Origin of the sequence: Streptomyces sp. NPDC006197 (assembly GCF_040613865.1) — a bacterium.
Classification (GTDB): Bacteria; Actinomycetota; Actinomycetes; order Streptomycetales; family Streptomycetaceae; genus Streptomyces.
This window is the reverse complement of the sequence record NZ_JBEXSZ010000017.1, coordinates 58259-84137: the sequence shown is the minus strand read 5'-3', so window position 1 is coordinate 84137 and position 25879 is coordinate 58259. Positions and strand designations below refer to the sequence as shown.

Here is a 25879-nt window from a genome sequence, read left to right as displayed (position 1 = left end):
CGTTCTTACGACGCACATGCGTTTCCCGCGCGGCGAACACCGCGTCCCGGTCGTCGCCGATGGTGGTGAAGTACTCCTCGGCCACGTCGCCGGACCCGCGGAGTACTGGCTGTCCTTCATGAGGAAGGTCGCCAGCGGCTTGCCGTCGCCCTTCGACATGGCGGTGAAGGTGACGCCCAGCTGAGCCGCGGCCTTGCGGGCCAGCTTGATGTCGTCGGTGGCGGTGACCTGGCCGCGCGGGATGATGAAGCGGTACTTCACCGCGGTCGTGCCACCGGCCTTGACGTCGGTGAACTCCAGGCCGAGGGCGCGCACGTCCGCGAACGGACGCTCGGCGATCTCGTAGCGGTAGGTGTCGACCGCCGGGGTCGGCTCCGCCTTCACCGCGTCGCCGCCCATGAAGAACGGCAGCGTGTCCTCGTTGAACTGGAGCAGCGAGAACTTCAGGGACAGGTCACGGCTCGAGTAGATGTAGTGGACCGGGGAGACCGACTGCCACGAGTCGATGGCCTCCAGCTTGTCCTTCTTCGAGAACGTGACGCCGTCGCCCGAGGTGAAGCCGAGGTCCTTCCAGCCCGCGCCGGACCAGTCGGCGGCGGAGTCCGTGCCGAAGGTGGCGGGGAGGGAGGTGCCGGCGTCGGCGACGTAGAGCTTGCCGATGCCTGCGACGCGGATCTCGGCGGAGTTGTTTCCTGCCATGGTGGTGTTTCTCCTTGGGTTGTGAGGGCTGCCCGTGCCCGGAGTCCGGCTCCGGGTACGGCAAAGGCCCCGCCGGACGGCGAGGCCTGGTCTGTGGTCGCTGGGTGTCTCAGAAGACGTTCAGCGAGAGCTGGATGACGCAGAGGTAGCGGTTGGCGCCCCGGTAGAGGTAGTCGGGCATCCAGCGGGGCCCGTCCTGCTCCTCGACGTCGCTGACGAGGTGGGCGCCGAGCTGCTTGCCGATGGTGGCGAGCAGCGCCTTGCGGGCGGCGTTGGCGAGGACGTGGGCCGCGGTCTTGGTCGGGCCGTACACCTCGAACTCGATCAGCGGCTTGTCGACGTGCAGGTCGCCGATCCAGGCGCCGCCGCGGCGGTTCACCAGGACGGCGCTCTGCGTGCCGTCGAAGCCGGCCGGCGCCTGGGCGGCGACCGTGACGCCGGCCAGTGCCGGGTCGGCCTTGAGGACGTCGACGACCAGCTTCTCGACGTCCGGGAACGCACTCGGGGGAGTGGTCATGACGGTTCTCCTCGGGAGAAGGGGAGGCGGGACCGGCCGTCCGGGGCGCTCGACGCGGGGAGGGGCGGGGGCGCGGAGCGCTCCCGGACGGCGGACGGCGGAGACTGCGGCCCGTCTCGCGGGCACAGCTCCGCCGCTGCACCAACTGTGACAGGGAGCGTGCGCGCACGCAACTAATTCGCGATCCGATCTGCCGGACGGCCCTCCGGACGGCCCGGTACGCGCCCCTGGGTAGGTTGACGGCCACGACCGACCCAGGAGCCGCCCCGTGTCCCCCCGTCCCCGTCTGCTCTACGTGACCGACCTCGCCTACCCCGCCCGTGGCCGTCGGTACGGCGACGAGGACGTCCGGCTCACCGCCCGGCTGCGCGAGAGCTTCGACCTGGCGCTCTGCCACCCGCTCGACGCCGCCGCCCTCATGGACGGCTTCGACGCCCTCGTCGTGCGCAACACCGGGCCGGTCATCGGGTACCGGAAGGAGTACGAGGCCTTCCGCGAGCGGGCCCGCGCCCTCGGCGCCCGGGTCTACAACCCCCTCCACGGCCGCGGCGACATGGCCGGCAAGCAGTACCTCCTCGACCTCACCGCCGCCGGACACCCCGTCATCCCCACCGTCGACCGGGCCGAGGACCTCCACCTCCTGCCGGAGGCCGCCGAGTACGCGGTCAAGCCGAAGGCCGGCGCCGACTCCATAGGGCTGCGATTCCTCTCGTACGAGGAGCTCGCCGGGCTCACGTACGGAGAGCTCCTCGTCCAGCCGCGCGTCGACTTCCGGTACGAGGTCTCCTTCTACTTCGTCGACGACCTCTTCCAGTACGCCCTGTACGCCCCCGACCCCGAGCGCCGCTGGGTCCTGGAGCCGTACGAGCCCACCGCCGACGACCTCGCCTTCGCACACCGCTTCATCGACTGGAACACCCTCGACCACGGCGTCCAGCGCGTCGACGCCTGCCGCGCACCCGGCGGCGAGCTGCTCCTCGTCGAGCTGGAGGACCTCAACCCGTACCTCTCCCTCGACCGCGTCCCCGAGGAGACCCGCGAGCGCTTCGCCACCGCCCTCACCGACTCCCTCCACCGCTTCCTGGAGGCGTGACGGCGGCATGACGAAGCGCCCCGCGTCCGGAGGGGACGCGGGGCGCTTCTCGTGCGGGGCGCTTCTCGTGCGGGGGTCAGGCGGTACGGGGCCGGCGGCGGGCCAGGCGCTCCGCCGCGAAGACGTCCTCCAGGCGGAAGAGCTGCGCCCGGCCGGCCCGGCCCGCGGCCCGCAGGTGCCCGAGCTGGACCCACTTGCGGATCGTCGCGGGCGCCACCCCCGCCTCCTCGGCGGCCAGCGGGCCGGGTACCAGCGTGGGCAGGGCGGGGGAGCTCAGCACGGGGTCTCCTTCCGGTCGTCCATCGCGGCCTCGATCTCCTCGGTACGGGTCCCCGAGGCCTCCGACAGCTCCCCCCACCGGTCCTCCGGCCACAGGTGCCGGTAGGCGGGGTCGTCCTGGCAGCCGCACACCTCGTCGGTGCAGACGCAGGCCGGGTTCACGCACAGCACCGCGCGCCGGTCAGGGAAGGCCCGCAGCGACACCGAGTCGCACCAGGGGCAGCGGCCCGACACCCGCACGATCGTCTCCGCGTCGCCGAGCGTCCGGGCGCAGCGCCGGGCCATCCTGCGGATCTCGTCCCGTACGTGCCGGGCCAGGTCCGGGTGGGCCGCGATCCCGTCGAGCAGCGCCACGAGGCGCCGGAGGCGGTCGATCACCCCGGCGCGGGGCGGGCGGGGCAGCGCGAGCCGGGCGCAGACCGCCTCCTCCAGTTCCACCACCCCGTCGGTGATGTCGCGGATGGCGTCGGAGACGTGCAGCCGGATCGGGGCGGCCCCGTGGCCGGGGACGGCGAGCCCGTGCCGCTGTTCGAGCAGCAGTGCCTCCCGGCGCTCCTCGCGGATCAGCTCGTCGCGGCCGGCGGGGGAGGGGCCTGCGGAGGACGGGCCGGGCCCGCGCCGGCCGGGCGCGAGCTCCTCGGCGAGCTCGGGGAACTGCCGTACCAGGGAGGCGGTCCAGAGCGCGATGTCCCGCAGCACGGGCTCGGTGCCGGCGAGGTCAGCCACGGCCGACGCCCCCCGTCGGGGCGAGCGCCTTCGCCACGCGGGAGGCGTCCGCCGGGCGCCCGTTGCGCCAGAGGCGGCCCGCGCAGACGCCGTCGAAGTAGCTCTCGGCCGGGGCCACCGCGCTCTCGCACTCGCTCCGTACGGGGCAGGAGGCGCAGGCCCGCAGGGCGGGGGCGGCCTCCTTGGCGCGGCGGGCGAAGACGACGGACGGGGAGAGGCCGGCGCACGCGGCGGAGGCCTGCCAGGGGGACGGGTCGGGATGGAACAAGGGGTTCTCCACGGTCCGGGGCCCGCCGGGGCCGTCCACGGGGCCGGTGGGGCGCCTGGGGCTCAGGGGGCCGACGAGTGCGGCGGCGAGCCAGACTTACACGTTGCGTGCGAGCGCGCAACAAAAATCGAAAGGGCCCCGTCCGGTCCTTCACCGATTCGACACGATTGCGTGCCCGAAAGCACGTAATTCCGTGCGCGCAAGCACGCTAAGGTAAGGGTCCGGAGGGTGGGGAGCGAGGAGCGGTACACATGAGCACTCAAGGGCTCGACGAATTCGCAGGCTGGGTGGAAGGCCTGATGAGGCAGCGCGGCTACGACATCGACAGCCCGCGCGGAGGCGGCAAGTCCCGGATCGCGGACGAGGCCGGCGTCCACCGCGCCGCCGTCACGCGCCTGCTGCAGCGACAGAGCATGCCCGACCTGGAGACCATGCGCCGGATCGCTCCGCTGCTCGGAGTCTCCGTCCGCGACATGCTCATCCGGTCCGGTCGCGTGACCCCCGAGGAGCTCCCGATGGCGGCGGACCTGCTGCCGCCGAGCGACTGGCAGCCCTCGATGGAGGACTTCGCCCGCTGGCTGGGGGTCCCCGACGAGCGCATGGGCGTCTTCGTCAAGGTCGTCAACCAGTTCCTGGAGCCCGACACCGACACGGCGGACGCCGGCGAGGCCCCCGAGCCCCGCCGCACCGCCCGGGACTGACCCGCGCAGGGCCGCTTCCGGGGTCACTCGGGCGCGAGACCCGCCCCGTGGACCCGCGGCACCCCGGTCCTCGTCCGGGCCCGCGCCCCGAAGCGTCGCGGACCTCGTCCGGGCCCGCGCCCCCGGAGTTGTCGGGCCCGGTCCGGGGCTGTGGGACGGGGTCTTCCGGATCCGGTCCGGGGTCGGTGCAGGAACGATCCGCGCCCGCCCCCGGCCGGGACCCCGTGCGCATGGGCATTTGTTTTGACCGGAGTCCGTGCGATAGGTACGCTCAAGCCTTGTGCCTGGGGTGTGCCTGGGCTCCCGTGCGTGTCCTCAACCGCACGGCGAGTCATATACCGGCCACCGCGATCCGCGCCTTTTCCGCCTCGTGCGGAGGTCCGCGAGGTTCGACACACCCGACCGCGTGGGTCGGTGAATGTTCCAGGTTAGTTTTACCGACGGCACACAGAAACCGGAGAAGTAGTGCCTACGATCCAGCAGCTGGTCCGTAAGGGCCGGCAGGACAAGGTCGAGAAGAACAAGACGCCCGCACTCGAGGGTTCCCCTCAGCGTCGCGGCGTCTGCACGCGTGTGTTCACGACCACCCCGAAGAAGCCGAACTCGGCCCTCCGTAAGGTCGCGCGTGTGCGTCTGACCTCCGGCATCGAGGTCACGGCCTACATCCCGGGTGAGGGTCACAACCTGCAGGAGCACTCCATCGTGCTCGTGCGCGGTGGCCGTGTGAAGGACCTGCCGGGTGTTCGTTACAAGATCATCCGCGGTTCCCTCGACACGCAGGGCGTCAAGAACCGTAAGCAGGCTCGCAGCCGCTACGGCGCCAAGAAGGAGAAGTAAGAATGCCTCGTAAGGGCCCCGCCCCGAAGCGCCCGGTCATCATCGACCCGGTCTACAGCTCTCCTCTTGTCACCTCGCTGATCAACAAGATCCTGCTGGACGGCAAGCGTTCCACCGCCGAGCGCATCGTGTACGGCGCCATGGAGGGTCTTCGTGAGAAGACCGGCCAGGACCCGGTCATCACGCTGAAGCGCGCTCTCGAGAACGTCAAGCCGGCCCTCGAGGTCAAGTCCCGCCGTGTCGGTGGCGCCACCTACCAGGTGCCGATCGAGGTCAAGCCGGGCCGCGCGTCCACGCTCGCCCTCCGCTGGCTCGTCGGTTACTCCCGCGCCCGTCGCGAGAAGACCATGACCGAGCGCCTCATGAACGAGCTCCTCGACGCCTCCAACGGTCTTGGCGCTGCGGTCAAGAAGCGTGAGGACACGCACAAGATGGCCGAGTCCAACAAGGCCTTCGCGCACTACCGCTGGTAGTCGCAACCCACATCGAGACCGAGAGAAGACTGAGCCGATATGGCTACCACTTCGCTTGACCTTGCCAAGGTGCGCAACATCGGCATCATGGCTCACATCGACGCGGGCAAGACGACCACCACCGAGCGGATCCTGTTCTACACCGGCGTCTCGTACAAGATCGGTGAAGTCCACGACGGCGCTGCCACGATGGACTGGATGGAGCAGGAGCAGGAGCGCGGCATCACGATCACGTCCGCCGCGACGACCTGCCACTGGCCGCTCGAGAATGTCGATCACACGATCAACATCATCGACACGCCGGGCCACGTCGACTTCACCGTCGAGGTGGAGCGTTCGCTGCGCGTGCTCGACGGTGCTGTCACCGTGTTCGACGGTGTGGCCGGCGTCGAGCCCCAGTCCGAGACCGTCTGGCGTCAGGCGGACCGCTACGGCGTTCCGCGCATCTGCTTCGTCAACAAGCTCGACCGGACCGGCGCCGACTTCCTCCGCTGCGTCGACATGATCGTGGACCGCCTCGGCGCGACCCCGATCGTCATGCAGCTCCCGATCGGTGCCGAGGCCGACTTCGAGGGCGTCATCGACCTCGTTCGCATGAAGGCCCTTGTCTGGTCCGCCGAGGCCACCAAGGGTGAGATGTACGACGTCGTCGACATCCCCGCGGACAAGGCCGAGCTCGCCGACGAGTACCGCGCCAAGATGGTCGAGACCATCGCGGAGAACGACGAGGAGCTCATGGAGCTCTTCCTCGAGGGCACCGAGCCCACCGAGGAGCAGCTCTACGCCGCCGTCCGTCGCATCACCATTGCCTCCGGCAAGGGTGGCGACACCACGGTGACCCCCGTCTTCTGTGGCACCGCGTTCAAGAACAAGGGCGTTCAGCCCCTGCTCGACGCGGTCGTGCGCTACCTCCCGTCGCCCCTGGACGTCGAGGCCATCGAGGGCCACGACGTCAAGGACGCCGAGGTCGTCGTGAAGCGCAAGCCGTCCGACGACGAGCCGCTGTCGGCCCTCGCGTTCAAGATCGCGAGTGACCCGCACCTCGGCAAGCTCACCTTCGTCCGGATCTACTCCGGTCGCCTGGAGGCCGGCACCTCGGTGCTGAACTCCGTCAAGGGCAAGAAGGAGCGCATCGGCAAGATCTACCGCATGCACGCGAACAAGCGTGAGGAGATCGACGCGGTGGGCGCCGGCGACATCGTCGCCGTCATGGGCCTCAAGCAGACCACCACCGGTGAGACGCTGTGCGACGAGAAGAACCCGGTCATCCTGGAGTCCATGGACTTCCCGGCGCCGGTCATCCAGGTCGCCATCGAGCCCAAGTCCAAGGGTGACCAGGAGAAGCTGGGTGTCGCCATCCAGCGTCTCGCGGAGGAGGACCCCTCCTTCCAGGTCCACTCGGACGAGGAGACTGGCCAGACCATCATCGGTGGTATGGGCGAGCTTCACCTCGACATCCTCGTCGACCGCATGCGTCGTGAGTTCAAGGTCGAGGCGAACGTCGGCAAGCCGCAGGTCGCGTACCGCGAGACGATCCGCAAGGCCGTCGAGCGCGTGGACTACACCCACAAGAAGCAGACCGGTGGTACCGGTCAGTTCGCCAAGGTGCAGATCGCGATCGAGCCCATCGAGGGCGGCGACGCCTCGTACGAGTTCGTGAACAAGGTCACCGGTGGCCGCATCCCGAAGGAGTACATCCCTTCGGTCGACGCGGGTGCGCAGGAGGCCATGCAGTTCGGCATCCTGGCCGGCTACGAGATGACCGGCGTCCGCGTCATCCTTCTCGACGGTGGCTACCACGAGGTCGACTCCTCCGAGCTCGCGTTCAAGATCGCCGGTTCGCAGGCCTTCAAGGAGGCCGCGCGCAAGGCTTCTCCCGTCATCCTCGAGCCGATGATGGCCGTTGAGGTCACCACGCCCGAGGACTACATGGGCGAGGTCATCGGCGACATCAACTCCCGCCGTGGCCAGATTCAGGCCATGGAGGAGCGTCACGGTGCTCGCATCGTGCGGGGCCTCGTGCCCCTGTCGGAGATGTTCGGCTACGTCGGCGACCTCCGCAGCAAGACCTCGGGTCGCGCAAGCTACTCGATGCAGTTCGACTCCTACGCCGAGGTTCCGCGGAACGTCGCCGAGGAGATCATCGCGAAGGCCAAGGGCGAGTAACTCTCCCGAGTTCACGCTTTAGGCTTGACACCAGTCACCGGGGCCCGGCCCCCGAAACCCGAGGAATCGGGCCCCGGTTACTGGCATCCCAGCAAAGATCACCTGGCGCCGATGAAGCAAGGCGTTCAGAACCACTCCAGGAGGACCCCAGTGGCGAAGGCGAAGTTCGAGCGGACTAAGCCGCACGTCAACATCGGCACCATCGGTCACATCGACCACGGTAAGACGACCCTCACGGCCGCCATTACCAAGGTGCTGCACGACGCGTACCCGGACCTGAACGAGGCCTCGGCCTTCGACCAGATCGACAAGGCTCCCGAGGAGCGCCAGCGCGGTATCACCATCTCGATCGCGCACGTCGAGTACCAGACGGAGTCGCGTCACTACGCGCACGTCGACTGCCCCGGTCACGCTGACTACATCAAGAACATGATCACGGGTGCGGCGCAGATGGACGGCGCCATCCTCGTGGTCGCCGCCACCGACGGCCCGATGCCGCAGACCAAGGAGCACGTGCTCCTGGCCCGCCAGGTCGGCGTTCCGTACATCGTCGTCGCCCTGAACAAGGCCGACATGGTGGACGACGAGGAGATCCTGGAGCTCGTCGAGCTCGAGGTCCGTGAGCTCCTCTCCGAGTACGAGTTCCCGGGCGACGACCTGCCGGTCGTCCGCGTCTCCGCGCTCAAGGCCCTCGAGGGCGACAAGGAGTGGGCGGACAAGCTCCTCGGTCTGATGAAGGCCGTCGACGAGTCCATCCCGCAGCCCGAGCGTGACGTCGACAAGCCGTTCCTGATGCCGATCGAGGACGTCTTCACGATCACCGGTCGTGGCACCGTCGTCACCGGTCGCATCGAGCGTGGTGTCCTCAAGGTCAACGAGACCGTCGACATCATCGGCATCAAGACCGAGAAGACCACCACCACGGTCACCGGCATCGAGATGTTCCGCAAGCTGCTCGACGAGGGCCAGGCCGGTGAGAACGTCGGTCTGCTCCTCCGTGGCATCAAGCGCGAGGACGTCGAGCGCGGCCAGGTCATCATCAAGCCGGGTTCGGTCACGCCGCACACCCAGTTCGAGGCCCAGGCCTACATCCTGTCGAAGGACGAGGGTGGCCGTCACACCCCGTTCTTCAACAACTACCGCCCGCAGTTCTACTTCCGTACCACGGACGTGACCGGCGTCGTGACCCTCCCCGAGGGCACCGAGATGGTCATGCCGGGCGACAACACCTCCATGTCCGTCGAGCTGATCCAGCCCGTCGCCATGGAGGAGGGCCTCAAGTTCGCCATCCGTGAGGGTGGCCGGACCGTCGGCGCCGGCCAGGTCGTCAAGATCACTGCCTGATCTTGAACCACCTGGTAGCTCCTAGGAGCTGCTGAGCAGTGAGGGAAGGCCCCGCACCGAGAGGTGCGGGGCCTTCTCGCGTATCCGGACGCCCTACGGCCGCCAGCTCCACGGGTGGCCGTCCGCGCCCAGGCCCACCACGGTCGCCCCTCGGAGGCCCAGGTGGAGCGCGGTCGAGACGGCCGCCCCCTTCCGCGTACGGAGCCGGCCGCCGCTTCTGAGCGCCACCCGCCCCTCCTCGTCCGTGCCGAGCAGCACGGTCCCGAGCGCCGCCGACCGCGCGGCGACCACGCCCCCGTACCCGTCGAGACCGGCGTCGCCGCCCGGGCCGGTGAGCCGCGCGGACGCCGGCGCCCGGTGGTACAGCGCGCCGTCCGCGCTCGCCACCGTGGACCCGGAGAGCGGCAGCGCGGCCCGCTGGAGCACCCCGTCCACCCAGTGCCGTACGGCGTCCCGGCCCGCCGCGTACACGTGCACCCGGCCGGCCGCGTCCGCCGAGACGGCCAGACCGTCCTGGACCTCCGCGCCGCCGGGCAGCAGCCGCCACGGCGACCAGGACCCGTCCGCCGCCCGGACCCGCGTGGAGACGCCCTTGTCCGCGTTCCGTACGAAGAGGTGGACCCGGCCGTCGGGGGCCGCGAGGGCCACCGGGGCGCCGATCCGGCGGCCCCGGTCGTCGACGCGCTCCGGATTCCCCAGGCCCCGCCAGGCCAGGAAGGCGCCGCCGGGGGAACGCTGCTCCAGGAGCACCACCTCGCGCCGGTTGGCCCCGCCGTGGCCGTCGAGCGCGGCGAACCGCACCCCGAGGAGCAGCACCCGGCCGTCGCCGAGCACCGCCGAGCCGAGCGCGGGCGCGAGCGGGCCGCCGCCCAGGTCCTCCGGCTCGCCCCAGACGCCGGGCGCGGACTCCCGCCAGCGGACCGCGCGCAGTCCGAGGACCCCGTACGCCGCGAGCCGGCCGTCCGGTTCCCCGGCGAGGGCCGGGCCCGCGCCCGGCCAGCGGTGGTGCGTGGAGCGCACCCAGCCCTTGCGGTTGGTCAGCGGCCGGTCGCCGCCGACGCCGTAGTCGCCGCAGCCGGAGGGGTTCCCGCACTCCCAGGACGGGTCGCCGCCGTACGGGACGAGCCGGGCGGCCTTCTCCGCCAGGACCGCGGGCGGGAGGTTCTTGGGCCAGTGGCGGTTGTAGTAGCCGCGGAAGGCGGTGGTGGTGAAGGCCGGCACCGGTTCGCCGTCCCGGACCGCGTCCGCGACCCAGCGGCACAGCGCGGCCCAGGTGAAGGAGGCGACCGCCGTGTGGTCCCCGTGGTCGGCGTACCCCGGCTGCTCGGAGTCCCGCTTCCGGGTCGCCTCGTCGCCGAGCTGGATGTCGGGGTCCGGGTCCAGGGTGTGCACGACCGTGGGCCGGTGGCGGCGCAGCAGGCCGACGAGGGCGTCGACCAGCTGGTCGTAGTCGTAGGTGTCGGCGCGGGTGACGGGGGAGCCGGCCGACAGATGGGTGCGCAGCTCCAGGGCCCGGTCCCGCCAGAGGGCGGGCACGGCCATGTAGCGGCGGTTGGTGTGCATCGGGAGGTTGAGGAAGACCAGCTCGATCCTGCGGGAGCCGTGCACGAGGGTGTCGGACTCGGCCCGCCGGCCGCCGGGGAGCGTCAGCACCTCGCGGCGCCACGGCGTGAACGCCGGGAGGCCGAGCGCCACCGCGTACGACTGGCGCAGGCCCTGGTGGCGGGCGGAGGAGTAGGCCGCCGGGTCCGGGGGAGTCTCCGGCATCCCCGCGATCCGGTTCCGGCCGGTGTGCTCGCCGGCCGTCACGTACACGGAGACGAGGGGGACGCCCGCGTCGAGCAGCCGCTGCGTGTCCGGGTTCATGAAGTACAGGTCGTCGTCCGGGTGCGCGGAGAACTGCATCAGCAGCGCCCGCCGGGCCCGCGCGGAGGCGATCGGCCTGCCCGGCGCCGGATCGGCCGTCGGCGCGGTCCGGCGCGGCTCCGGTACGGAACACCCGGCGGCGGCCGCGGTGACCGCGAGGGCGGCGGCGAGAACCGTCCTCCGGCGGGGTGGAGTGTGCAAGGCGGGTCCCCCTTCGCTCATCAGTCCACGGGAAGACGGCTGTGCGAGCGGTGGGGTTGTGCCCCGGCGGCACCCTCGGGAAGATCTCCGGGAAAAGATCTTGGAAATGGTGCGGGCGGATGTCGAGAGCGCGATCCTGGCAACGACCGAAGGGTGACAGCGCGCCACCGGGGCGGGCGGGACGGGGAGGACACCCGAGATGAAGTACGTCGCGATGATCTACGGCAACCAGGCCAAGTGGGACTCCTTCCCGGCCGAGGCCTGGCCCGAGGCGATCGCCCGGCAGGAGGCCTTCAACCGCAGGTACCGGGAGAGCGGCGAGCTGATCGGCGCGTACGGCCTCGCCGACGCGGCCGCCGCCCAGCTCGTCCGGCGCGAGGGCGGCGCCCCCGCGGTCACCGACGGCCCCTACCTGGAGACCAAGGAGTACCTCGCCAGCTTCTACCTGCTGGACTGCGACAGCCTGGAGCGGGCCCAGGAGATCGCCGCCGACATGCCCTTCGCGGACGTCGACCCCGTCGAGCTGTGGCCGGTCCTGCACGAGTCCGCGGCGGACGTGTGACCGGCGGGCGCGAGGGCGAGGACCGGGTGACCGACGTGCACGAGAGCGAGGACCCGTCGCCGTGACCGGCCCGCATGACATCGAGGACCTGCTGCGCACCCACGCGCCGCAGGTCCTCGGCGCGCTCGTCCGCCGCCACGGCGCCTTCGACCTCTGCGAGGACGCCGTCCAGGAGGCCCTGATCGCGGCCGCCCGGCAGTGGCCCGACGAGGGGGTCCCGGAGAACCCGCGCGGCTGGCTGCTGACCGTCGCCGGCCGCAGGTTCGTCGACCTGGTGCGCGCCGAGGCCGCCCGTCGCCGCCGGGAGGACGCCGTCGCGCTCGCCACCCCGGACTCCGAGCTCCTCACGCGCGCCGCCGACGACGCCCCGGACACCGACCGGGACGACTCCCTGTCCCTGCTCTTCCTCTGCTGCCACCCGGACCTGTCGCCGCCCAGTCGGATCGCGCTCACCCTGCGGGCCGTCGGCGGCCTCACCACCGCGCAGATCGCCGCCGCCTTCCTCGTGCCCGAGTCGACCATGGCGCAGCGGATCAGCCGGGCCAAGCAGACGATCAGGGCCGGCGGCTGGTCGCTCGCGCTGCCCGAGGGCGAGGACCGCACCACCCGTCTCGCCGAGGTGCGGCACGTGCTCTACCTCGTCTTCAACGAGGGCTACACGGCCAGCGGCGGCGACGCGCTCACCGCGCCCGAGCTGTCCACGGAGGCGATCCGGCTGACCCGGATGCTGCACCGGCTCGTCCCCGACGACGCCGAGACGGCGGGCCTGCTCGCGCTGATGCTGCTCACCGACGCCCGCCGCCCGGCCCGCACGGGCCCGCGCGGGGAACTCGTACCGCTCGCGGAGCAGGACCGGGGGAGCTGGGACGGCGGGCTGATCGCCGAGGGCGTGGAGCTGCTCGGCCGGACCCTGCCGCGGGGCCGGGTCGGCCCGTACCAGCTCCAGGCGGCGATCGCGGCCGTGCACGACGAGGCCCCGTCCGCCGAGGCCACGGACTGGCCGCAGATCCTCGCCCTGTACGAGCTCCTGGAGCGGACCGGGCCGAATCCGATGGTCACCCTCAACCGCGCGGTCGCCGTCGCCATGGTCCACGGCCCGCGGGCCGGCCTGGACCTCCTCGACGGCCTCGCGGCGGACCGGCTGCTCGCCCGGAACCACCGTCTCCTCGCGACCCGCGCGCATCTCCTCGAACTCCTCGGCGAGAAGGAGGGGGCTGCCGTCGCCTACCGCGAGGCGGCCCGGCACACCACGAGCGCGCCCGAGCGGCGGCATCTGACGGAGCGGGCCCGGCGCTTGGGATGACGGCGAAGCGGGGGCGTGCGCGTGAGGAGTGCGCGCCCCGGCGCATGGGCGTACGTGACGTGGGGTACAGTCTTCGATCCCGATTGGCGGCCGGATGGCCGCGTATGGCAGACTGTCGGGGTTGCTCGGTTGAGTGCCGATGCTGCGCGCCTCCCGTCGGGAGGACCGGAAGCGAGTCCCACAGTACTCGTCGCTCCTTCTCAGGAGCGGACGTACGGGAATCTTCTGGGAAGCGTCAGCGGGGTGCCGGCCAGGCGCCCGGTGGGTGTTTTGCCCCCGGCCTGCGGTCATGGCGACCGCGCCCCCTTGGTTGGGAAGTCCTCAGGGACTTCTGCGTAGAGGGAGCGCGACACGCCCGACCGCGTGGGTCGGAGGAAAGCGGCGCTTCCCAGGAAGCACAGCGTGCCGGGTTCCAGAGCGTTAACGAGACAAAGGACTACTAGTAGCCATGGCGGGACAGAAGATCCGCATCCGGCTCAAGGCCTACGACCACGAGGTCATCGACTCCTCGGCGAAGAAGATCGTCGAGACGGTGACCCGCACTGGTGCGTCGGTCGCGGGCCCGGTGCCGCTGCCCACTGAGAAGAACGTGTACTGCGTCATCAAGTCGCCGCACAAGTACAAGGACTCGCGCGAGCACTTCGAGATGCGCACGCACAAGCGCCTCATCGACATCCTCGACCCCACGCCGAAGACGGTTGACTCGCTCATGCGCCTCGACCTGCCGGCGGGCGTCGACATCGAGATCAAGCTCTGAGGTGACGCGCGAGATGGCTAAGAACATCAAGGGCATCCTGGGCGAGAAGCTCGGCATGACGCAGGTCTGGGACGAGAACAACCGGGTCGTCCCGGTGACCGTCGTCAAGGCCGGCCCGAATGTCGTGACCCAGGTCCGTACGAACGACGTCGACGGCTACGAGTCGGTCCAGATCGCCTTCGGCGAGATCGACCCGCGCAAGGTGAACAAGCCCCTCAAGGGCCACTTCGCCAAGGCCGACGTCACCCCGCGCCGCCACCTGGTGGAGCTCCGCACCGCTGACGCCTCCGAGTACACGCTCGGCCAGGAGATCACCGCCGAGGTCTTCGAGGCCGGCGTGAAGGTCGACGTCACCGGCAAGAGCAAGGGCAAGGGCTTCGCCGGTGCGATGAAGCGCCACAACTTCCGTGGTGGCAAGGCCTCGCACGGTGCCCACCGCGTGCACCGCAAGCCCGGTTCGATCGGTGGCTGCGCCACCCCGGGCCGTGTCTTCAAGGGCATGCGCATGGCCGGTCGCATGGGCAACGAGCGTGTGACCACCCAGAACCTGACCGTCCACGCCGTTGACGCCGAGAAGGGTCTGCTGCTCATCAAGGGCGCCGTCCCCGGCCCCAACGGTGGCCTCGTCCTGGTCCGCACCGCGGCCAAGGGGGTTTGAGGAACCGATGAGCACCATTGACATCCTTTCGCCGTCTGGCGACAAGGCCGGGACCGTCGAGCTCCCCGAGGAGATCTTCGGCGCCAAGGTCAGCGTCCCGCTGATCCACCAGGTCGTCGTCGCGCAGCTGGCCGCGGCCCGTCAGGGCACGCACAAGACCAAGACCCGTGGCGAAGTCCGCGGTGGTGGCAAGAAGCCTTACCGCCAGAAGGGCACCGGCCGCGCCCGTCAGGGTTCGACCCGCGCCCCGCAGTTCGCCGGTGGTGGCGTCGTGCACGGTCCCGTGCCGCGTGACTACTCGCAGCGGACCCCGAAGAAGATGAAGGCCGCCGCCCTCCGCGGTGCCCTGTCGGACCGGGCGAACCACTCCCGCATCCACGTCGTCACCGGCGTGGTCGAGGGTGACATCTCCACCAAGGCCGCCAAGACGCTGTTCGGCAAGATCTCGGAGCGCAAGAACCTGCTCCTGGTCGCCGAGCGCTCCGACGAGGCCGCGTGGCTGTCCGCCCGCAACCTGCCCCAGGTGCACATCCTGGAGCCGGGCCAGCTCAACACGTACGACGTGATCGTCTCCGACGACGTGGTCTTCACCCAGGCCGCCCTCGAGTCCTTCGTGTCTGGCCCCCAGACCGCTGAGACCGAAGGGAGCGACGCCTGATGACTGAGGCCGTCGTCACCAGCAAGACCTTCTCGGACCCGCGCGACATTCTCGTCAAGCCGGTCGTCTCGGAGAAGAGCTACGCCCTGCTGGACGAGAACAAGTACACGTTCATCGTCGCGCCTGGCTCCAACAAGACCCAGATCAAGCAGGCCGTCGAGGCGGTCTTCTCGGTCAAGGTCACCGGGGTCAACACGATCAACCGCCAGGGTAAGCGCAAGCGCACCAAGGCCGGTTTCGGCAAGCGCAAGGACACCAAGCGCGCCATCGTGACCCTTGCCGAGGGCAACCGTATCGACATCTTCGGCGGTCCGACCGCCTAACGGCGGTCTGGATCGTCCGGAATCGGACGAGGACTGAGAAATGGGAATCCGCAAGTACAAGCCGACTACGCCGGGCCGCCGTGGCTCCTCCGTAGCCGACTTCGTCGAGATCACGCGGTCCACGCCGGAGAAGTCGCTGGTCCGCCCCCTGCACAGCAAGGGCGGCCGTAACAACACCGGTCGTGTGACCGTCCGTCACCAGGGCGGTGGCCACAAGCGCGCCTACCGTGTGATCGACTTCCGTCGTCACGACAAGGACGGCGTGCCGGCCAAGGTCGCTCACATCGAGTACGACCCCAACCGCACCGCGCGCATCGCGCTCCTCCACTACGTGGACGGCGAGAAGCGCTACATCATCGCCCCCAAGGGTCTGACCCAGGGCGACCGCGTCGAGAACGGCCCGGGCGCGGACATCAAGCCCGGCAACAACCTGGCGCTCCGCAACATCCCGGTCGGTACCACGATCCACGCGATCGAGCTCCGTCCCGGTGGCGGTGCCAAGTTCGCCCGCTCGGCCGGTGCCTCCGTGCAGCTGCTGGCGAAGGAGGGCACGATGGCCCACCTCCGCATGCCGTCCGGTGAGATCCGTCTCGTCGACGCCCGCTGCCGCGCCACCATCGGCGAGGTCGGCAACGCCGAGCAGTCGAACATCAACTGGGGCAAGGCCGGCCGCAAGCGCTGGCTGGGCGTTCGCCCGACCGTCCGCGGTGTGGCGATGAACCCGGTCGACCACCCGCACGGTGGTGGTGAGGGCAAGACCTCCGGTGGTCGCCACCCGGTCTCCCCGTGGGGTCAGAAGGAGGGTCGTACTCGTTCGCCGAAGAAGGCTTCGAACAAGTACATCGTCCGCCGCCGCAAGACGAACAAGAAGCGCTAGGAGCGGGTTTAGATGCCGCGCAGTCTCAAGAAGGGACCCTTCGTCGACGGCCACCTCGTCAAGAAGGTGGACGCCCAGAACGAAGCCGGTACCAAGAACGTCATCAAGACCTGGTCCCGTCGCTCGATGATCATCCCGGCCATGCTCGGCCACACGATCGCGGTGCACAACGGCAAGACCCACATTCCGGTGTTTGTCACCGAGTCGATGGTCGGCCACAAGCTCGGCGAGTTCTCGCCGACGCGCACCTTCCGGGGTCACGTGAAGGACGACCGGAAGTCGAAGCGCCGCTAACAGCGGGGTGGAATGACCATGACAGACACTGGAAGGACAACCATGGAAGCCAGGGCCCAGGCGCGGTACATCCGCGTCACGCCCATGAAGGCCCGCCGCGTGGTGGACCTTATCCGTGGCATGGACGCCACGGAGGCTCAGGCGGTCCTGCGTTTCGCCCCGCAGGCCGCGAGCGTGCCGGTTGGCAAGGTGCTGGACAGCGCCATCGCCAACGCCGCGCACAACTACGACCACAGTGACGCCTCTTCGCTGTACATCAGCGAGGCGTACGTGGATGAGGGCCCGACCCTGAAGCGGTTCCGTCCGCGTGCCCAGGGCCGTGCCTACCGGATCCGTAAGCGGACCAGCCACATCACCGTGGTCGTCAGCAGCAAGGAAGGAACCCGGTAATGGGCCAGAAGGTTAACCCGCATGGGTTCCGGCTCGGCATCACCACGGACTTCAAGTCCCGTTGGTACGCCGACAAGCTGTACAAGGACTACGTCAAGGAAGACGTCGCCATCCGTCGGATGATGACGTCCGGCATGGAGCGCGCCGGCATCTCGAAGGTTGAGATCGAGCGCACCCGTGACCGCGTGCGTGTGGACATCCACACCGCCCGTCCGGGCATCGTCATCGGCCGCCGTGGCGCCGAGGCCGACCGCATCCGCGGCGACCTCGAGAAGCTCACGGGCAAGCAGGTCCAGCTGAACATCCTCGAGGTCAAGAACCCCGAGATGGACGCCCAGCTGGTCGCCCAGGCCGTTGCCGAGCAGCTCTCCTCCCGCGTCTCCTTCCGTCGTGCCATGCGCAAGAGCATGCAGGGCACGATGAAGGCCGGCGCCAAGGGCATCAAGATCCAGTGCGGCGGTCGTCTCGGCGGCGCCGAGATGTCCCGCTCGGAGTTCTACCGCGAGGGCCGCGTGCCCCTGCACACGCTCCGCGCGAACGTCGACTACGGCTTCTTCGAGGCCAAGACCACCTTCGGCCGCATCGGCGTGAAGGTCTGGATCTACAAGGGCGACGTCAAGAACATCGCCGAGGTCCGCGCCGAGAACGCCGCTGCCCGTGCGGGTAACCGCCCGGCCCGTGGCGCCGGCGCTGGCGACCGCCCGGCCGGCCGTGGTGGCCGCGGTGGCGAGCGTGGCGGCCGCGGCCGCAAGCCGCAGCAGCAGTCCGCGTCGGCTGCCGAGGCCCCCAAGGCCGAAGCTCCCGCCGCCGCTGCCGCTCCGGCTGAGAGCACCGGAACGGAGGCCTGACCGACATGCTGATCCCCCGTAGGGTCAAGCACCGCAAGCAGCACCACCCGAAGCGCTCCGGCGCGAGCAAGGGTGGTACGCAGGTTGCGTTCGGCGAGTACGGCATTCAGGCCCTCACGCCGGCGTACGTGACCAACCGCCAGATCGAGGCGGCTCGTATCGCGATGACCCGCCACATCAAGCGTGGCGGCAAGGTCTGGATCAACATCTACCCGGACCGCCCGCTGACGAAGAAGCCCGCCGAGACCCGCATGGGTTCCGGTAAGGGTTCTCCGGAGTGGTGGATCGCGAACGTCAAGCCGGGTCGGGTGATGTTCGAACTGTCCTACCCGAACGAGAAGATCGCGCGCGAGGCCCTGACCCGTGCGGCCCACAAGCTGCCGATGAAGTGCAAGATCGTGAAGCGCGAAGCAGGTGAGCTGTGATGTCGGCCGGTACCAAGGCGTCCGAGCTGCGCGAGCTGGGCAACGAGGAGCTTCTCAACAAGCTCCGCGAGGCCAAGGAAGAGCTGTTCAACCTCCGCTTCCAGGCGGCGACGGGTCAGCTCGAGAACCACGGTCGGCTCAAGTCCGTCCGTAAGGACATCGCCCGGATCTACACCCTGATGCGTGAGCGTGAGCTGGGCATCGAGACGGTGGAGAACGCCTGATGAGCGAGAGCAACGTGACTGAGAAGACCGAGCGCAACGCTCGCAAGGTCCGCGAGGGCCTGGTCGTCAGCGACAAGATGGACAAGACCGTCGTCGTCGCTGTCGAGGACCGCGTCAAGCACGCGCTGTACGGCAAGGTCATCCGCCGTACCAACAAGCTCAAGGCTCACGACGAGCAGAACGCTGCCGGCATCGGCGACCGCGTCCTCCTGATGGAGACCCGGAAGCTGTCCGCCACGAAGCACTGGCGCGTCGTCGAGATCCTCGAGAAGGCCAAGTAATTACCTGAAGGGTTTCCTTCAGGTTCAGTTCCGCCAGGCTCGGCAGGGGCCCCACTCCCTCTAGGGACGAGGCCCCTGCCGGGAACCGGCAGACAATCAGGAGATAGACGTGATCCAGCAGGAGTCGCGACTGCGTGTCGCCGACAACACTGGTGCCAAGGAGATCCTTTGCATCCGTGTTCTCGGTGGCTCGGGTCGCCGCTACGCGGGCATCGGTGACGTCATCGTCGCCACCGTCAAGGACGCGATCCCCGGTGGCAACGTGAAGAAGGGTGACGTCGTCAAGGCGGTCATCGTTCGCACCGTCAAGGAGCGCCGCCGCCAGGACGGCTCGTACATCCGCTTCGACGAGAACGCCGCTGTCATTCTCAAGAACGACGGCGACCCTCGTGGCACCCGTATCTTCGGCCCGGTCGGCCGTGAGCTGCGCGAGAAGAAGTTCATGAAGATCATCTCGCTCGCGCCGGAGGTGCTGTAAGCATGAAGATCAAGAAGGGCGACCTGGTCCAGGTCATCACCGGTAAGGACAAGGGCAAGCAGGGCAAGGTCATCACGGCCTTCCCCCGCGAGAACCGCGTCCTCGTCGAGGGTGTCAACCGGGTCAAGAAGCACACCAAGGCCGGCCCGTCGCAGGCCGGTGGCATCGTGACGACCGAGGCTCCGGTCCACGTCTCCAACGTCCAGCTGGTCGTGGAGAAGGACGGCAAGAAGGTCGTCACGCGTGTCGGTTACCGCTTCGACGACGAGGGCAACAAGATCCGCGTTGCCAAGCGGACGGGTGAGGACATCTGATGGCTACCACCACTCCGCGTCTCAAGACGAAGTACCGCGAGGAGATCGCGGGCAAGCTGCGTGACGAGTTCAAGTACGAGAACGTCATGCAGGTTCCCGGCCTCGTGAAGATCGTGGTCAACATGGGTGTCGGCGACGCCGCCCGTGACTCGAAGCTGATCGACGGTGCGATCCGCGATCTCACCACGATCACCGGTCAGAAGCCGGCCGTCACCAAGGCCCGCAAGTCCATCGCGCAGTTCAAGCTGCGCGAGGGTCAGCCGATCGGTGCCCACGTCACGCTCCGTGGCGACCGCATGTGGGAGTTCCTGGACCGCACCCTGTCGCTCGCGCTCCCGCGCATCCGCGACTTCCGCGGCCTGTCCCCCAAGCAGTTCGACGGCCGTGGCAACTACACCTTCGGTCTCACGGAGCAGGTCATGTTCCACGAGATCGACCAGGACAAGATCGACCGTGTCCGGGGTATGGACATCACCGTGGTGACCACGGCGACCAACGACGACGAGGGCCGTGCCCTTCTGCGTCACCTCGGCTTCCCGTTCAAGGAGGCGTAAGCGAGATGGCGAAGAAGGCTCTCATCGCGAAGGCTGCCCGCAAGCCCAAGTTCGGCGTGCGTGGCTACACGCGCTGCCAGCGCTGTGGTCGTCCCCACTCCGTGTACCGCAAGTTCGGCCTGTGCCGCGTGTGCCTCCGTGAGATGGCTCACCGTGGCGAGCTGCCGGGCGTGACCAAGAGCTCCTGGTAATCCCCTTCTGTCCATAGGACGTTAGGGATTCCCGGAGTCTCTCGGTAAGCATTGGGTCGGCGGAGGCCCACCCCCGCATGCCTTAGGCTTGTGGGGTTGGGCGTCCGCCGCCCGTACGACTTACTACGCCGTAGGTCCCCGCGCCGCACCCGTCCCGCCCCTGTGTGGGGAGAGGGATGGCGCACTGGAAACCCCGGCGAGAGAGGCCGAAGGCCAATTCATGACCATGACTGATCCGATCGCGGACATGCTGACTCGTCTGCGTAACGCGAACTCGGCATACCACGACTCCGTGACGATGCCGCACAGCAAGATCAAGTCTCACATCGCGGAAATCCTCCAGCAGGAGGGCTTCATCACGGGCTGGAAGGTCGAGGACGCCGAGGTCGGCAAGAACCTCGTCCTCGAGCTCAAGTTCGGTCCGAACCGTGAGCGCTCCATCGCGGGCATCAAGCGGATCTCGAAGCCCGGTCTCCGGGTTTACGCGAAGTCCACCAACCTGCCGAAGGTCCTCGGCGGCCTGGGCGTGGCGATCATCTCCACGTCCCACGGTCTCCTGACCGGCCAGCAGGCAGGCAAGAAGGGCGTAGGTGGGGAAGTCCTCGCCTACGTCTGGTAGTCGGGAACGGAGGAATAGCTAATGTCGCGTATTGGCAAGCTGCCTATCCAGGTTCCCGCCGGCGTGGACGTCACCATCGATGGCCGCACGGTCACGGTCAAGGGTTCCAAGGGCACCCTGAGCCACACCGTCGCCGCGCCGATCGAGATCGTTAAGGGCGAGGATGGCGTGCTCAACGTCAACCGTCCGAACGACGAGCGTCAGAACAAGGCCCTGCACGGCCTGTCCCGCACGCTGGTGGCCAACATGATCACCGGTGTGACCCAGGGTTACGTCAAGGCGCTCGAGATCAGCGGTGTCGGTTACCGCGTGGCCGCGAAGGGCTCCGCTCTGGAGTTCCAGCTCGGCTACAGCCACCCGATCGTGGTCGAGGCGCCCGAGGGCATCTCGTTCAAGGTCGAGTCGCCGACCAAGTTCTCGGTCGAGGGCATCGACAAGCAGAAGGTCGGCGAGGTCGCCGCCAACATCCGCAAGCTTCGCAAGCCCGACCCCTACAAGGCCAAGGGCGTGAAGTACGCGGGCGAGGTCATCCGCCGCAAGGTCGGAAAGGCTGGTAAGTAAGCCATGGCATACGGTGTGAAGATCGCCAAGGGCGACGCCTACAAGGGCGCCGCCAAGAAGCGCCGCCACATCCGCATCCGCAAGAACGTGTCGGGTACGGCGGAGCGTCCGCGCCTCGTCGTGACGCGTTCCAACCGCGGTATCACCGCCCAGGTCATCGACGACCTCAAGGGTCACACCCTTGCGTCGGCGTCGACCCTGGACGCGTCGATCCGCGGCGGCGAGGGTGACAAGTCCGCGCAGGCCAAGCAGGTCGGCGCCCTGGTCGCCGAGCGCGCCAAGGCCGCCGGCGTCGAGGCTGTCGTGTTCGACCGTGGTGGCAACAGGTACGCCGGGCGCATTGCCGCTCTGGCTGACGCCGCCCGCGAAGCCGGGCTGAAGTTCTAAGCCCCGGTTCCGGGACTAACGGACGTAACAGAGAGAGGTAATCCAATGGCTGGACCCCAGCGCCGCGGAAGCGGTGCCGGTGGCGGCGAGCGGCGGGACCGGAAGGGCCGCGACGGTGGCGCTGCCGCCGAGAAGACCGCGTACGTTGAGCGCGTTGTCGCGATCAACCGCGTCGCCAAGGTTGTCAAGGGTGGTCGTCGCTTCAGCTTCACCGCGCTCGTCGTGGTGGGTGACGGTGACGGCACCGTAGGTGTCGGTTACGGCAAGGCCAAGGAAGTTCCCGCGGCCATCGCCAAGGGCGTCGAGGAAGCCAAGAAGAACTTCTTCAAGGTTCCCCGCATCCAGGGCACCATCCCGCACCCGATCCAGGGCGAGAAGGCGGCCGGCGTTGTCCTGCTGAAGCCTGCTTCCCCCGGTACCGGTGTTATCGCCGGTGGCCCGGTGCGCGCCGTTCTGGAGTGCGCCGGCGTTCACGACATCCTGTCGAAGTCGCTCGGCTCCGACAACGCGATCAACATCGTGCACGCGACCGTGGAGGCCCTGAAGGGCCTGCAGCGTCCCGAGGAGATCGCGGCTCGCCGTGGTCTGCCCCTCGAGGACGTCGCTCCCGCGGCTCTGCTCCGTGCGCGTGCTGGGGCGGGTGTGTAATGGCTCGCCTCAAGGTCACGCAGACGAAGTCGTACATCGGCAGCAAGCAGAACCACCGCGACACCCTGCGCTCGCTCGGCCTCAAGAAGGTCAACGACGTGGTTGTCAAGGAGGACCGCCCCGAGTTCCGCGGCATGGTGCACACCGTCCGCCACCTCGTGACGGTCGAGGAGGTTGACTGACATGGCGGAGAACAACCCGCTGAAGGCCCACAACCTCCGTCCCGCCCCCGGCGCCAAGACCGCCAAGACCCGTGTGGGTCGTGGTGAGGCGTCGAAGGGTAAGACGGCCGGTCGTGGTACGAAGGGTACGAAGGCCCGCTACCAGGTTCCGGAGCGCTTCGAGGGTGGGCAGATGCCCCTCCACATGCGTCTTCCGAAGCTGAAGGGCTTCAAGAACCCCTTCCGCACCGAGTACCAGGTCGTGAACCTGGACAAGCTCACCGCGCTCTACCCGCAGGGTGGCGAGGTCACGGTGGCCGACCTGGTCGCCAAGGGTGCCGTTCGCAAGAACCAGCTCGTCAAGGTCCTGGGCCAGGGCGAGGTCTCCGTGGCGCTGCAGGTGACGGTCGACGCCGTCTCCGGCTCCGCCAAGGAGAAGATCGCCGCCGCCGGCGGCACCGTCACCGAGCTCGTCTGAGCCCCGGTCTGACGTAGACGAGAGCCTGGCCGACACCCTCCGGGGTGTCGGCCAGGCTTTTTGTGTCCCCGGGGCCGGGGCGGTTCAGGCGGCGGATCAGACCGACCGCCGTGCTCCACCGACGTGTGCCGCCGACGCGAGGCTCGTCGCCGGTGCTGCCGCCGCGCACGGCGCCGTACAGCCGTACCGGCGGTGGGACTGCGGAGCGGAGCCGAGGGCGAGGCCGTTGCGGTCGTCGAGAGTCGAGCGGGTGCCGCGGGCGCAGTCGGTGATGCCCGCGCGCCCTGTTCTCCTTCCAGGGCTCGCCCAGCGTGAGGGCGCGGGTGGCCGGCGACGCCGGCAGGAGTGCGGCCGCGCAGGCGGAGGCCGCCGCCGTGGACCTCTTCATCGGTTCTCCCCGGGCACGGAAGGCCGGACGGGTCCCGGTGGTCTCCAGGAGCCGCTCGTCCCACGGTCTTCCGAGCTCGACAGAAGGCGTCATCCCGTCCGAGGGACGGGCCGCGCCCCCGACGAAAGTAGGAGCCACAGGGAGGAACCCGCCAGGTTGCGGGCCTGTGGCCTGCTGGAGACGTTTCCGCTGGACTCGGCAGCCGGGTATGGTATCCGCTGTTAGCGTTCCCGGCAGTCTGTGGTAGGTGCACAGGACTGCCGTCTTGTGTACCTGCTCATCATCCACAACTGACCGTTGCCCTCACGCGCGCTACGCGGGGGTCGCAGGAGGCACCGTGCTCACCGCGTTCGCCCGGGCGTTCAAGACGCCCGACCTGCGCAAGAAGCTGCTCTTCACACTCGCCATCATCGTGCTGTACCGCCTCGGGGCCCACATCCCGGTGCCCGGCGTCAGCTACGAGGCCGTCCAGCAGTGTGTCAAGCAGGCCAGCGAGGGCAACAACAGCCTGTTCGGCCTGGTCAACATGTTCAGTGGCGGAGCGCTGCTGCAGATCACCATCTTCGCGCTCGGCATCATGCCGTACATCACGGCGAGCATCATCCTGCAGCTGCTGACCGTCGTGATCCCGCGCCTCGAAGCCCTCAAGAAGGAGGGGCAGGCCGGTACTGCCAAGATCACGCAGTACACCCGGTACCTGACCGTGGCCCTCGCCATCCTCCAGGGCACCGGTCTCGTCGCGACCGCCAAGAGCGGTGCGCTCTTCAGCGGCTGCGTCGTCGCCGACCAGGTCGTGCCCGACCAGTCGATCTTCACCATCGCCACGATGGTCATCACGATGACCGCGGGCACCGGCGTCGTCATGTGGCTCGGTGAGCTGATCACCGACCGCGGCATCGGCAACGGCATGTCGATCCTGATGTTCATCTCGATCGCGGCCGGCTTCCCGGGCGCCCTGTGGGCCATCAAGAAGAGCGGCAAGCTCGCCCAGGGCTGGATCGAGTTCGGCGTCGTCATCCTCATCGGCTTCGTGATGGTGGCCCTCGTGGTCTTCGTCGAGCAGGCCCAGCGACGCATCCCGGTCCAGTACGCGAAGCGCATGATCGGCCGCAGGTCGTACGGCGGTACGTCCACTTACATCCCTTTGAAGGTGAACCAGGCCGGTGTGATTCCTGTCATCTTCGCGTCGTCGCTGCTCTACATCCCGGCCTTGATCGCGCAGTTCTCGAACAGCACCGCCGGCTGGAAGACCTGGATCGAAGCCCACTTCGTCAAGGGTGACCACCCGTATTACATCGCCGCGTACTTCCTCCTGATCGTGTTCTTCGCCTTCTTCTACGTGGCGATCTCGTTCAACCCCGAGGAAGTTGCGGACAACATGAAGAAGTATGGTGGCTTCATCCCGGGTATCCGGGCTGGTCGACCTACTGCTGAGTATCTGAGCTACGTGCTCAACCGGATCACTTGGCCGGGCTCGCTGTACTTGGGTCTGATCGCTCTCGTGCCGACGATGGCGTTGGCAGGCTTCGGCGGTGCCAATGCCAACTTCCCCTTCGGCGGGACGAGCATCCTCATCATCGTGGGTGTGGGGCTGGAGACCGTGAAGCAGATCGAGAGCCAGCTCCAGCAGCGCAATTACGAAGGGTTCCTCCGCTGATGCGAATCGTCCTCGTCGGACCGCCCGGTGCGGGCAAGGGCACGCAGGCCGCGTACCTCGCCAAGAACCTGGGTATCCCGCACATCTCCACCGGCGACCTGTTCCGTGCCAACATCTCGAAGGGCACGCCGCTGGGTGTGGAGGCGCAGTCGTACATGAAGGCCGGCCAGCTCGTGCCGGACTCCGTGACGATCGGGATGGCCGAGGACCGCATGCGCCAGGCGGACGCCGAGGGCGGCTTCCTGCTCGACGGGTTCCCGCGGAACGTGGCCCAGGCCGAGGCCCTGGACGCGTTCCTCAAGGCCAGCGGCATCGAGCTGGACGCGGTCCTGGACCTTGAGGTCCCCGAGGACGAGGTCGTGAAGCGGATCGCGGGTCGCCGCATCTGCCGCAAGGACTCCGCGCACGTGTTCCACGTGACGTACAACGCTCCGAAGACCGAGGGCGTCTGCGACGTCTGCGGCGGCGAGCTGTACCAGCGCGACGACGACACGGAGGAGACCGTCCGCAAGCGTCTGGCGGTCTACCACACGGAGACCGAGCCGATCATCGACTACTACCGGGCGCAGAACCTGGTCGAGACGATCCTGGCGCTCGGCAAGGTGGACGAGGTCACCGCCAAGGCGATGACCGCGCTCAAGAAGTAACCCCGGTTCGTTCGATACGGCCGCGG

36 protein-coding genes and 1 pseudogene are annotated in these 25879 nt (G+C 68.7%); 31 read left to right on the top strand and 6 right to left on the bottom strand.

Going from position 1 to position 25879, the window contains the following annotated elements:
* Positions 1-99 precede the first annotated feature (99 nt).
* Positions 100-699: pseudogene (locus ABZ318_RS08275) on the bottom strand (phage tail protein); the annotation flags it as partial.
* 109 nt (positions 700-808) lie between these two features.
* The gene (locus ABZ318_RS08270; protein WP_356901669.1) at positions 809-1216 is read right to left on the bottom strand and encodes a hypothetical protein; all 408 of its coding nucleotides are present in this window, start codon (positions 1214-1216) and stop codon (positions 809-811) included.
* Between the two features lie 268 nt (positions 1217-1484).
* On the opposite strand from ABZ318_RS08270, the gene ABZ318_RS08265 reads away from it, so the two are divergent.
* Positions 1485-2309 carry a hypothetical protein gene (locus ABZ318_RS08265; protein ID WP_356901668.1) on the top strand — a complete coding sequence of 275 codons (825 nt, stop codon included), beginning with the start codon at positions 1485-1487 and terminating at the stop codon, positions 2307-2309.
* 76 nt (positions 2310-2385) lie between these two features.
* Here ABZ318_RS08265 and ABZ318_RS08260 read toward each other — a convergent pair whose 3' ends face one another.
* Genes ABZ318_RS08260 through ABZ318_RS08250 form a run of 3 tightly spaced genes read right to left on the bottom strand, consistent with a single transcriptional unit; the run spans position 2386 to position 3582 of the window.
* Positions 2386-2589, bottom strand: coding sequence for a hypothetical protein (locus ABZ318_RS08260; RefSeq protein ID WP_030687838.1), 204 nt, complete (start codon positions 2587-2589; stop codon positions 2386-2388).
* Complete coding sequence (locus ABZ318_RS08255) at positions 2583-3314, bottom strand: hypothetical protein (RefSeq protein ID WP_356901667.1); 732 nt, start codon at positions 3312-3314, stop codon at positions 2583-2585. Before ABZ318_RS08255 ends, ABZ318_RS08260 begins: the two co-directional genes overlap by 7 nt.
* Positions 3307-3582 (bottom strand): WhiB family transcriptional regulator, encoded by a 276-nt coding sequence (locus tag ABZ318_RS08250; RefSeq protein WP_356901666.1) that lies wholly within the window; start codon positions 3580-3582, stop codon positions 3307-3309. The genes ABZ318_RS08255 and ABZ318_RS08250 overlap by 8 nt, the downstream gene beginning before the upstream one ends.
* Before the next feature lie 251 nt (positions 3583-3833).
* Between ABZ318_RS08250 and ABZ318_RS08245 the strand changes: the two genes are divergently transcribed.
* The 5 genes from ABZ318_RS08245 (at position 3834) to tuf (ending at position 9103) form a co-directional block, all read left to right on the top strand.
* Positions 3834-4283: a helix-turn-helix transcriptional regulator gene (locus ABZ318_RS08245; RefSeq protein ID WP_356901665.1), complete on the top strand. Its 450-nt coding sequence runs from the start codon at positions 3834-3836 to the stop codon at positions 4281-4283.
* A 465-nt stretch (positions 4284-4748) separates the two neighbouring features.
* On the top strand, positions 4749-5120 hold the full coding sequence (rpsL, locus tag ABZ318_RS08240) for a 30S ribosomal protein S12 (protein WP_003948652.1): 372 nt from the start codon (positions 4749-4751) through the stop codon (positions 5118-5120).
* Positions 5121-5122: 2 nt separating this feature from the next.
* Positions 5123-5593, top strand: a complete 471-nt coding sequence (gene rpsG / locus ABZ318_RS08235; RefSeq protein ID WP_015035567.1) for a 30S ribosomal protein S7 — start codon at positions 5123-5125, stop codon at positions 5591-5593.
* Between the two features lie 39 nt (positions 5594-5632).
* Positions 5633-7759 (top strand): elongation factor G, encoded by a 2127-nt coding sequence (gene fusA, locus ABZ318_RS08230; protein WP_356901664.1) that lies wholly within the window; start codon positions 5633-5635, stop codon positions 7757-7759.
* Positions 7760-7909: 150 nt separating this feature from the next.
* Positions 7910-9103 carry an elongation factor Tu gene (gene tuf, locus ABZ318_RS08225; protein WP_030687826.1) on the top strand — a complete coding sequence of 398 codons (1194 nt, stop codon included), beginning with the start codon at positions 7910-7912 and terminating at the stop codon, positions 9101-9103.
* A gap of 93 nt (positions 9104-9196) precedes the next feature.
* On the opposite strand, the gene ABZ318_RS08220 is transcribed toward tuf, so the two are convergent.
* Entirely contained in the window at positions 9197-11191 is a 1995-nt protein-coding gene (locus ABZ318_RS08220; protein WP_356901663.1) for a PIG-L family deacetylase, read from the bottom strand.
* Between the two features lie 178 nt (positions 11192-11369).
* Between ABZ318_RS08220 and ABZ318_RS08215 the strand changes: the two genes are divergently transcribed.
* The 25 genes from ABZ318_RS08215 to ABZ318_RS08095 all read left to right on the top strand — a co-directional run bounded on the left by ABZ318_RS08215 (position 11370) and on the right by ABZ318_RS08095 (position 25853).
* On the top strand, positions 11370-11732 hold the full coding sequence (locus ABZ318_RS08215; RefSeq protein WP_030687822.1) for a YciI family protein: 363 nt from the start codon (positions 11370-11372) through the stop codon (positions 11730-11732).
* Positions 11733-11793: 61 nt separating this feature from the next.
* Positions 11794-13035 carry a sigma-70 family RNA polymerase sigma factor gene (locus ABZ318_RS08210; RefSeq protein WP_356901662.1) on the top strand — a complete coding sequence of 414 codons (1242 nt, stop codon included), beginning with the start codon at positions 11794-11796 and terminating at the stop codon, positions 13033-13035.
* Between the two features lie 448 nt (positions 13036-13483).
* Complete coding sequence (gene rpsJ, locus ABZ318_RS08205) at positions 13484-13792, top strand: 30S ribosomal protein S10 (RefSeq protein ID WP_003948644.1); 309 nt, start codon at positions 13484-13486, stop codon at positions 13790-13792.
* A 13-nt stretch (positions 13793-13805) separates the two neighbouring features.
* Complete coding sequence (gene rplC / locus ABZ318_RS08200) at positions 13806-14450, top strand: 50S ribosomal protein L3 (protein ID WP_030687820.1); 645 nt, start codon at positions 13806-13808, stop codon at positions 14448-14450.
* Between the two features lie 7 nt (positions 14451-14457).
* Positions 14458-15108 (top strand): 50S ribosomal protein L4, encoded by a 651-nt coding sequence (rplD, locus tag ABZ318_RS08195; protein ID WP_356901661.1) that lies wholly within the window; start codon positions 14458-14460, stop codon positions 15106-15108.
* Complete coding sequence (gene rplW / locus ABZ318_RS08190; protein ID WP_024755407.1) at positions 15108-15431, top strand: 50S ribosomal protein L23; 324 nt, start codon at positions 15108-15110, stop codon at positions 15429-15431. Before rplD ends, rplW begins: the two co-directional genes overlap by 1 nt.
* Before the next feature lie 40 nt (positions 15432-15471).
* Positions 15472-16308, top strand: coding sequence for a 50S ribosomal protein L2 (gene rplB / locus ABZ318_RS08185; protein WP_030208986.1), 837 nt, complete (start codon positions 15472-15474; stop codon positions 16306-16308).
* 12 nt (positions 16309-16320) lie between these two features.
* On the top strand, positions 16321-16602 hold the full coding sequence (rpsS, locus tag ABZ318_RS08180; RefSeq protein ID WP_015035577.1) for a 30S ribosomal protein S19: 282 nt from the start codon (positions 16321-16323) through the stop codon (positions 16600-16602).
* Positions 16603-16644: 42 nt separating this feature from the next.
* Positions 16645-16992: a 50S ribosomal protein L22 gene (gene rplV, locus ABZ318_RS08175; RefSeq protein WP_030208989.1), complete on the top strand. Its 348-nt coding sequence runs from the start codon at positions 16645-16647 to the stop codon at positions 16990-16992.
* Positions 16992-17840 (top strand): 30S ribosomal protein S3, encoded by an 849-nt coding sequence (rpsC, locus tag ABZ318_RS08170; protein WP_056552391.1) that lies wholly within the window; start codon positions 16992-16994, stop codon positions 17838-17840. The genes rplV and rpsC overlap by 1 nt, the downstream gene beginning before the upstream one ends.
* Before the next feature lie 5 nt (positions 17841-17845).
* Complete coding sequence (rplP, locus tag ABZ318_RS08165) at positions 17846-18265, top strand: 50S ribosomal protein L16 (protein ID WP_017239579.1); 420 nt, start codon at positions 17846-17848, stop codon at positions 18263-18265.
* Positions 18265-18489, top strand: coding sequence for a 50S ribosomal protein L29 (gene rpmC, locus ABZ318_RS08160; protein ID WP_017239580.1), 225 nt, complete (start codon positions 18265-18267; stop codon positions 18487-18489). Before rplP ends, rpmC begins: the two co-directional genes overlap by 1 nt.
* Positions 18489-18770, top strand: a complete 282-nt coding sequence (gene rpsQ / locus ABZ318_RS08155) for a 30S ribosomal protein S17 (protein ID WP_030208995.1) — start codon at positions 18489-18491, stop codon at positions 18768-18770. Before rpmC ends, rpsQ begins: the two co-directional genes overlap by 1 nt.
* A gap of 109 nt (positions 18771-18879) precedes the next feature.
* The gene (gene rplN / locus ABZ318_RS08150) at positions 18880-19248 is read left to right on the top strand and encodes a 50S ribosomal protein L14 (protein WP_003956455.1); all 369 of its coding nucleotides are present in this window, start codon (positions 18880-18882) and stop codon (positions 19246-19248) included.
* Positions 19249-19250: 2 nt separating this feature from the next.
* Positions 19251-19562, top strand: coding sequence for a 50S ribosomal protein L24 (gene rplX / locus ABZ318_RS08145; RefSeq protein ID WP_015035583.1), 312 nt, complete (start codon positions 19251-19253; stop codon positions 19560-19562).
* A complete protein-coding gene (gene rplE / locus ABZ318_RS08140) occupies positions 19559-20116 on the top strand; it encodes a 50S ribosomal protein L5 (protein ID WP_356901673.1) in 558 nt (185 codons plus the stop codon). Before rplX ends, rplE begins: the two co-directional genes overlap by 4 nt.
* Before the next feature lie 5 nt (positions 20117-20121).
* Positions 20122-20307 carry a type Z 30S ribosomal protein S14 gene (locus ABZ318_RS08135; RefSeq protein ID WP_003948630.1) on the top strand — a complete coding sequence of 62 codons (186 nt, stop codon included), beginning with the start codon at positions 20122-20124 and terminating at the stop codon, positions 20305-20307.
* 220 nt (positions 20308-20527) lie between these two features.
* On the top strand, positions 20528-20926 hold the full coding sequence (gene rpsH / locus ABZ318_RS08130) for a 30S ribosomal protein S8 (RefSeq protein ID WP_015035585.1): 399 nt from the start codon (positions 20528-20530) through the stop codon (positions 20924-20926).
* 21 nt (positions 20927-20947) lie between these two features.
* The gene (rplF, locus tag ABZ318_RS08125) at positions 20948-21487 is read left to right on the top strand and encodes a 50S ribosomal protein L6 (protein WP_030687811.1); all 540 of its coding nucleotides are present in this window, start codon (positions 20948-20950) and stop codon (positions 21485-21487) included.
* Between the two features lie 3 nt (positions 21488-21490).
* Complete coding sequence (gene rplR / locus ABZ318_RS08120; RefSeq protein ID WP_030687809.1) at positions 21491-21874, top strand: 50S ribosomal protein L18; 384 nt, start codon at positions 21491-21493, stop codon at positions 21872-21874.
* A 45-nt stretch (positions 21875-21919) separates the two neighbouring features.
* Complete coding sequence (rpsE, locus tag ABZ318_RS08115; protein WP_007265914.1) at positions 21920-22522, top strand: 30S ribosomal protein S5; 603 nt, start codon at positions 21920-21922, stop codon at positions 22520-22522.
* Positions 22522-22704, top strand: a complete 183-nt coding sequence (rpmD, locus tag ABZ318_RS08110) for a 50S ribosomal protein L30 (RefSeq protein WP_015035589.1) — start codon at positions 22522-22524, stop codon at positions 22702-22704. Before rpsE ends, rpmD begins: the two co-directional genes overlap by 1 nt.
* 1 nt (position 22705) lies before the next feature.
* Positions 22706-23161, top strand: a complete 456-nt coding sequence (gene rplO / locus ABZ318_RS08105) for a 50S ribosomal protein L15 (protein WP_030687807.1) — start codon at positions 22706-22708, stop codon at positions 23159-23161.
* A gap of 725 nt (positions 23162-23886) precedes the next feature.
* The gene (gene secY, locus ABZ318_RS08100) at positions 23887-25206 is read left to right on the top strand and encodes a preprotein translocase subunit SecY (protein WP_356901660.1); all 1320 of its coding nucleotides are present in this window, start codon (positions 23887-23889) and stop codon (positions 25204-25206) included.
* Complete coding sequence (locus ABZ318_RS08095) at positions 25206-25853, top strand: adenylate kinase (protein WP_356901659.1); 648 nt, start codon at positions 25206-25208, stop codon at positions 25851-25853. Before secY ends, ABZ318_RS08095 begins: the two co-directional genes overlap by 1 nt.
* The last annotated feature ends 26 nt before the right edge of the window (positions 25854-25879 follow it).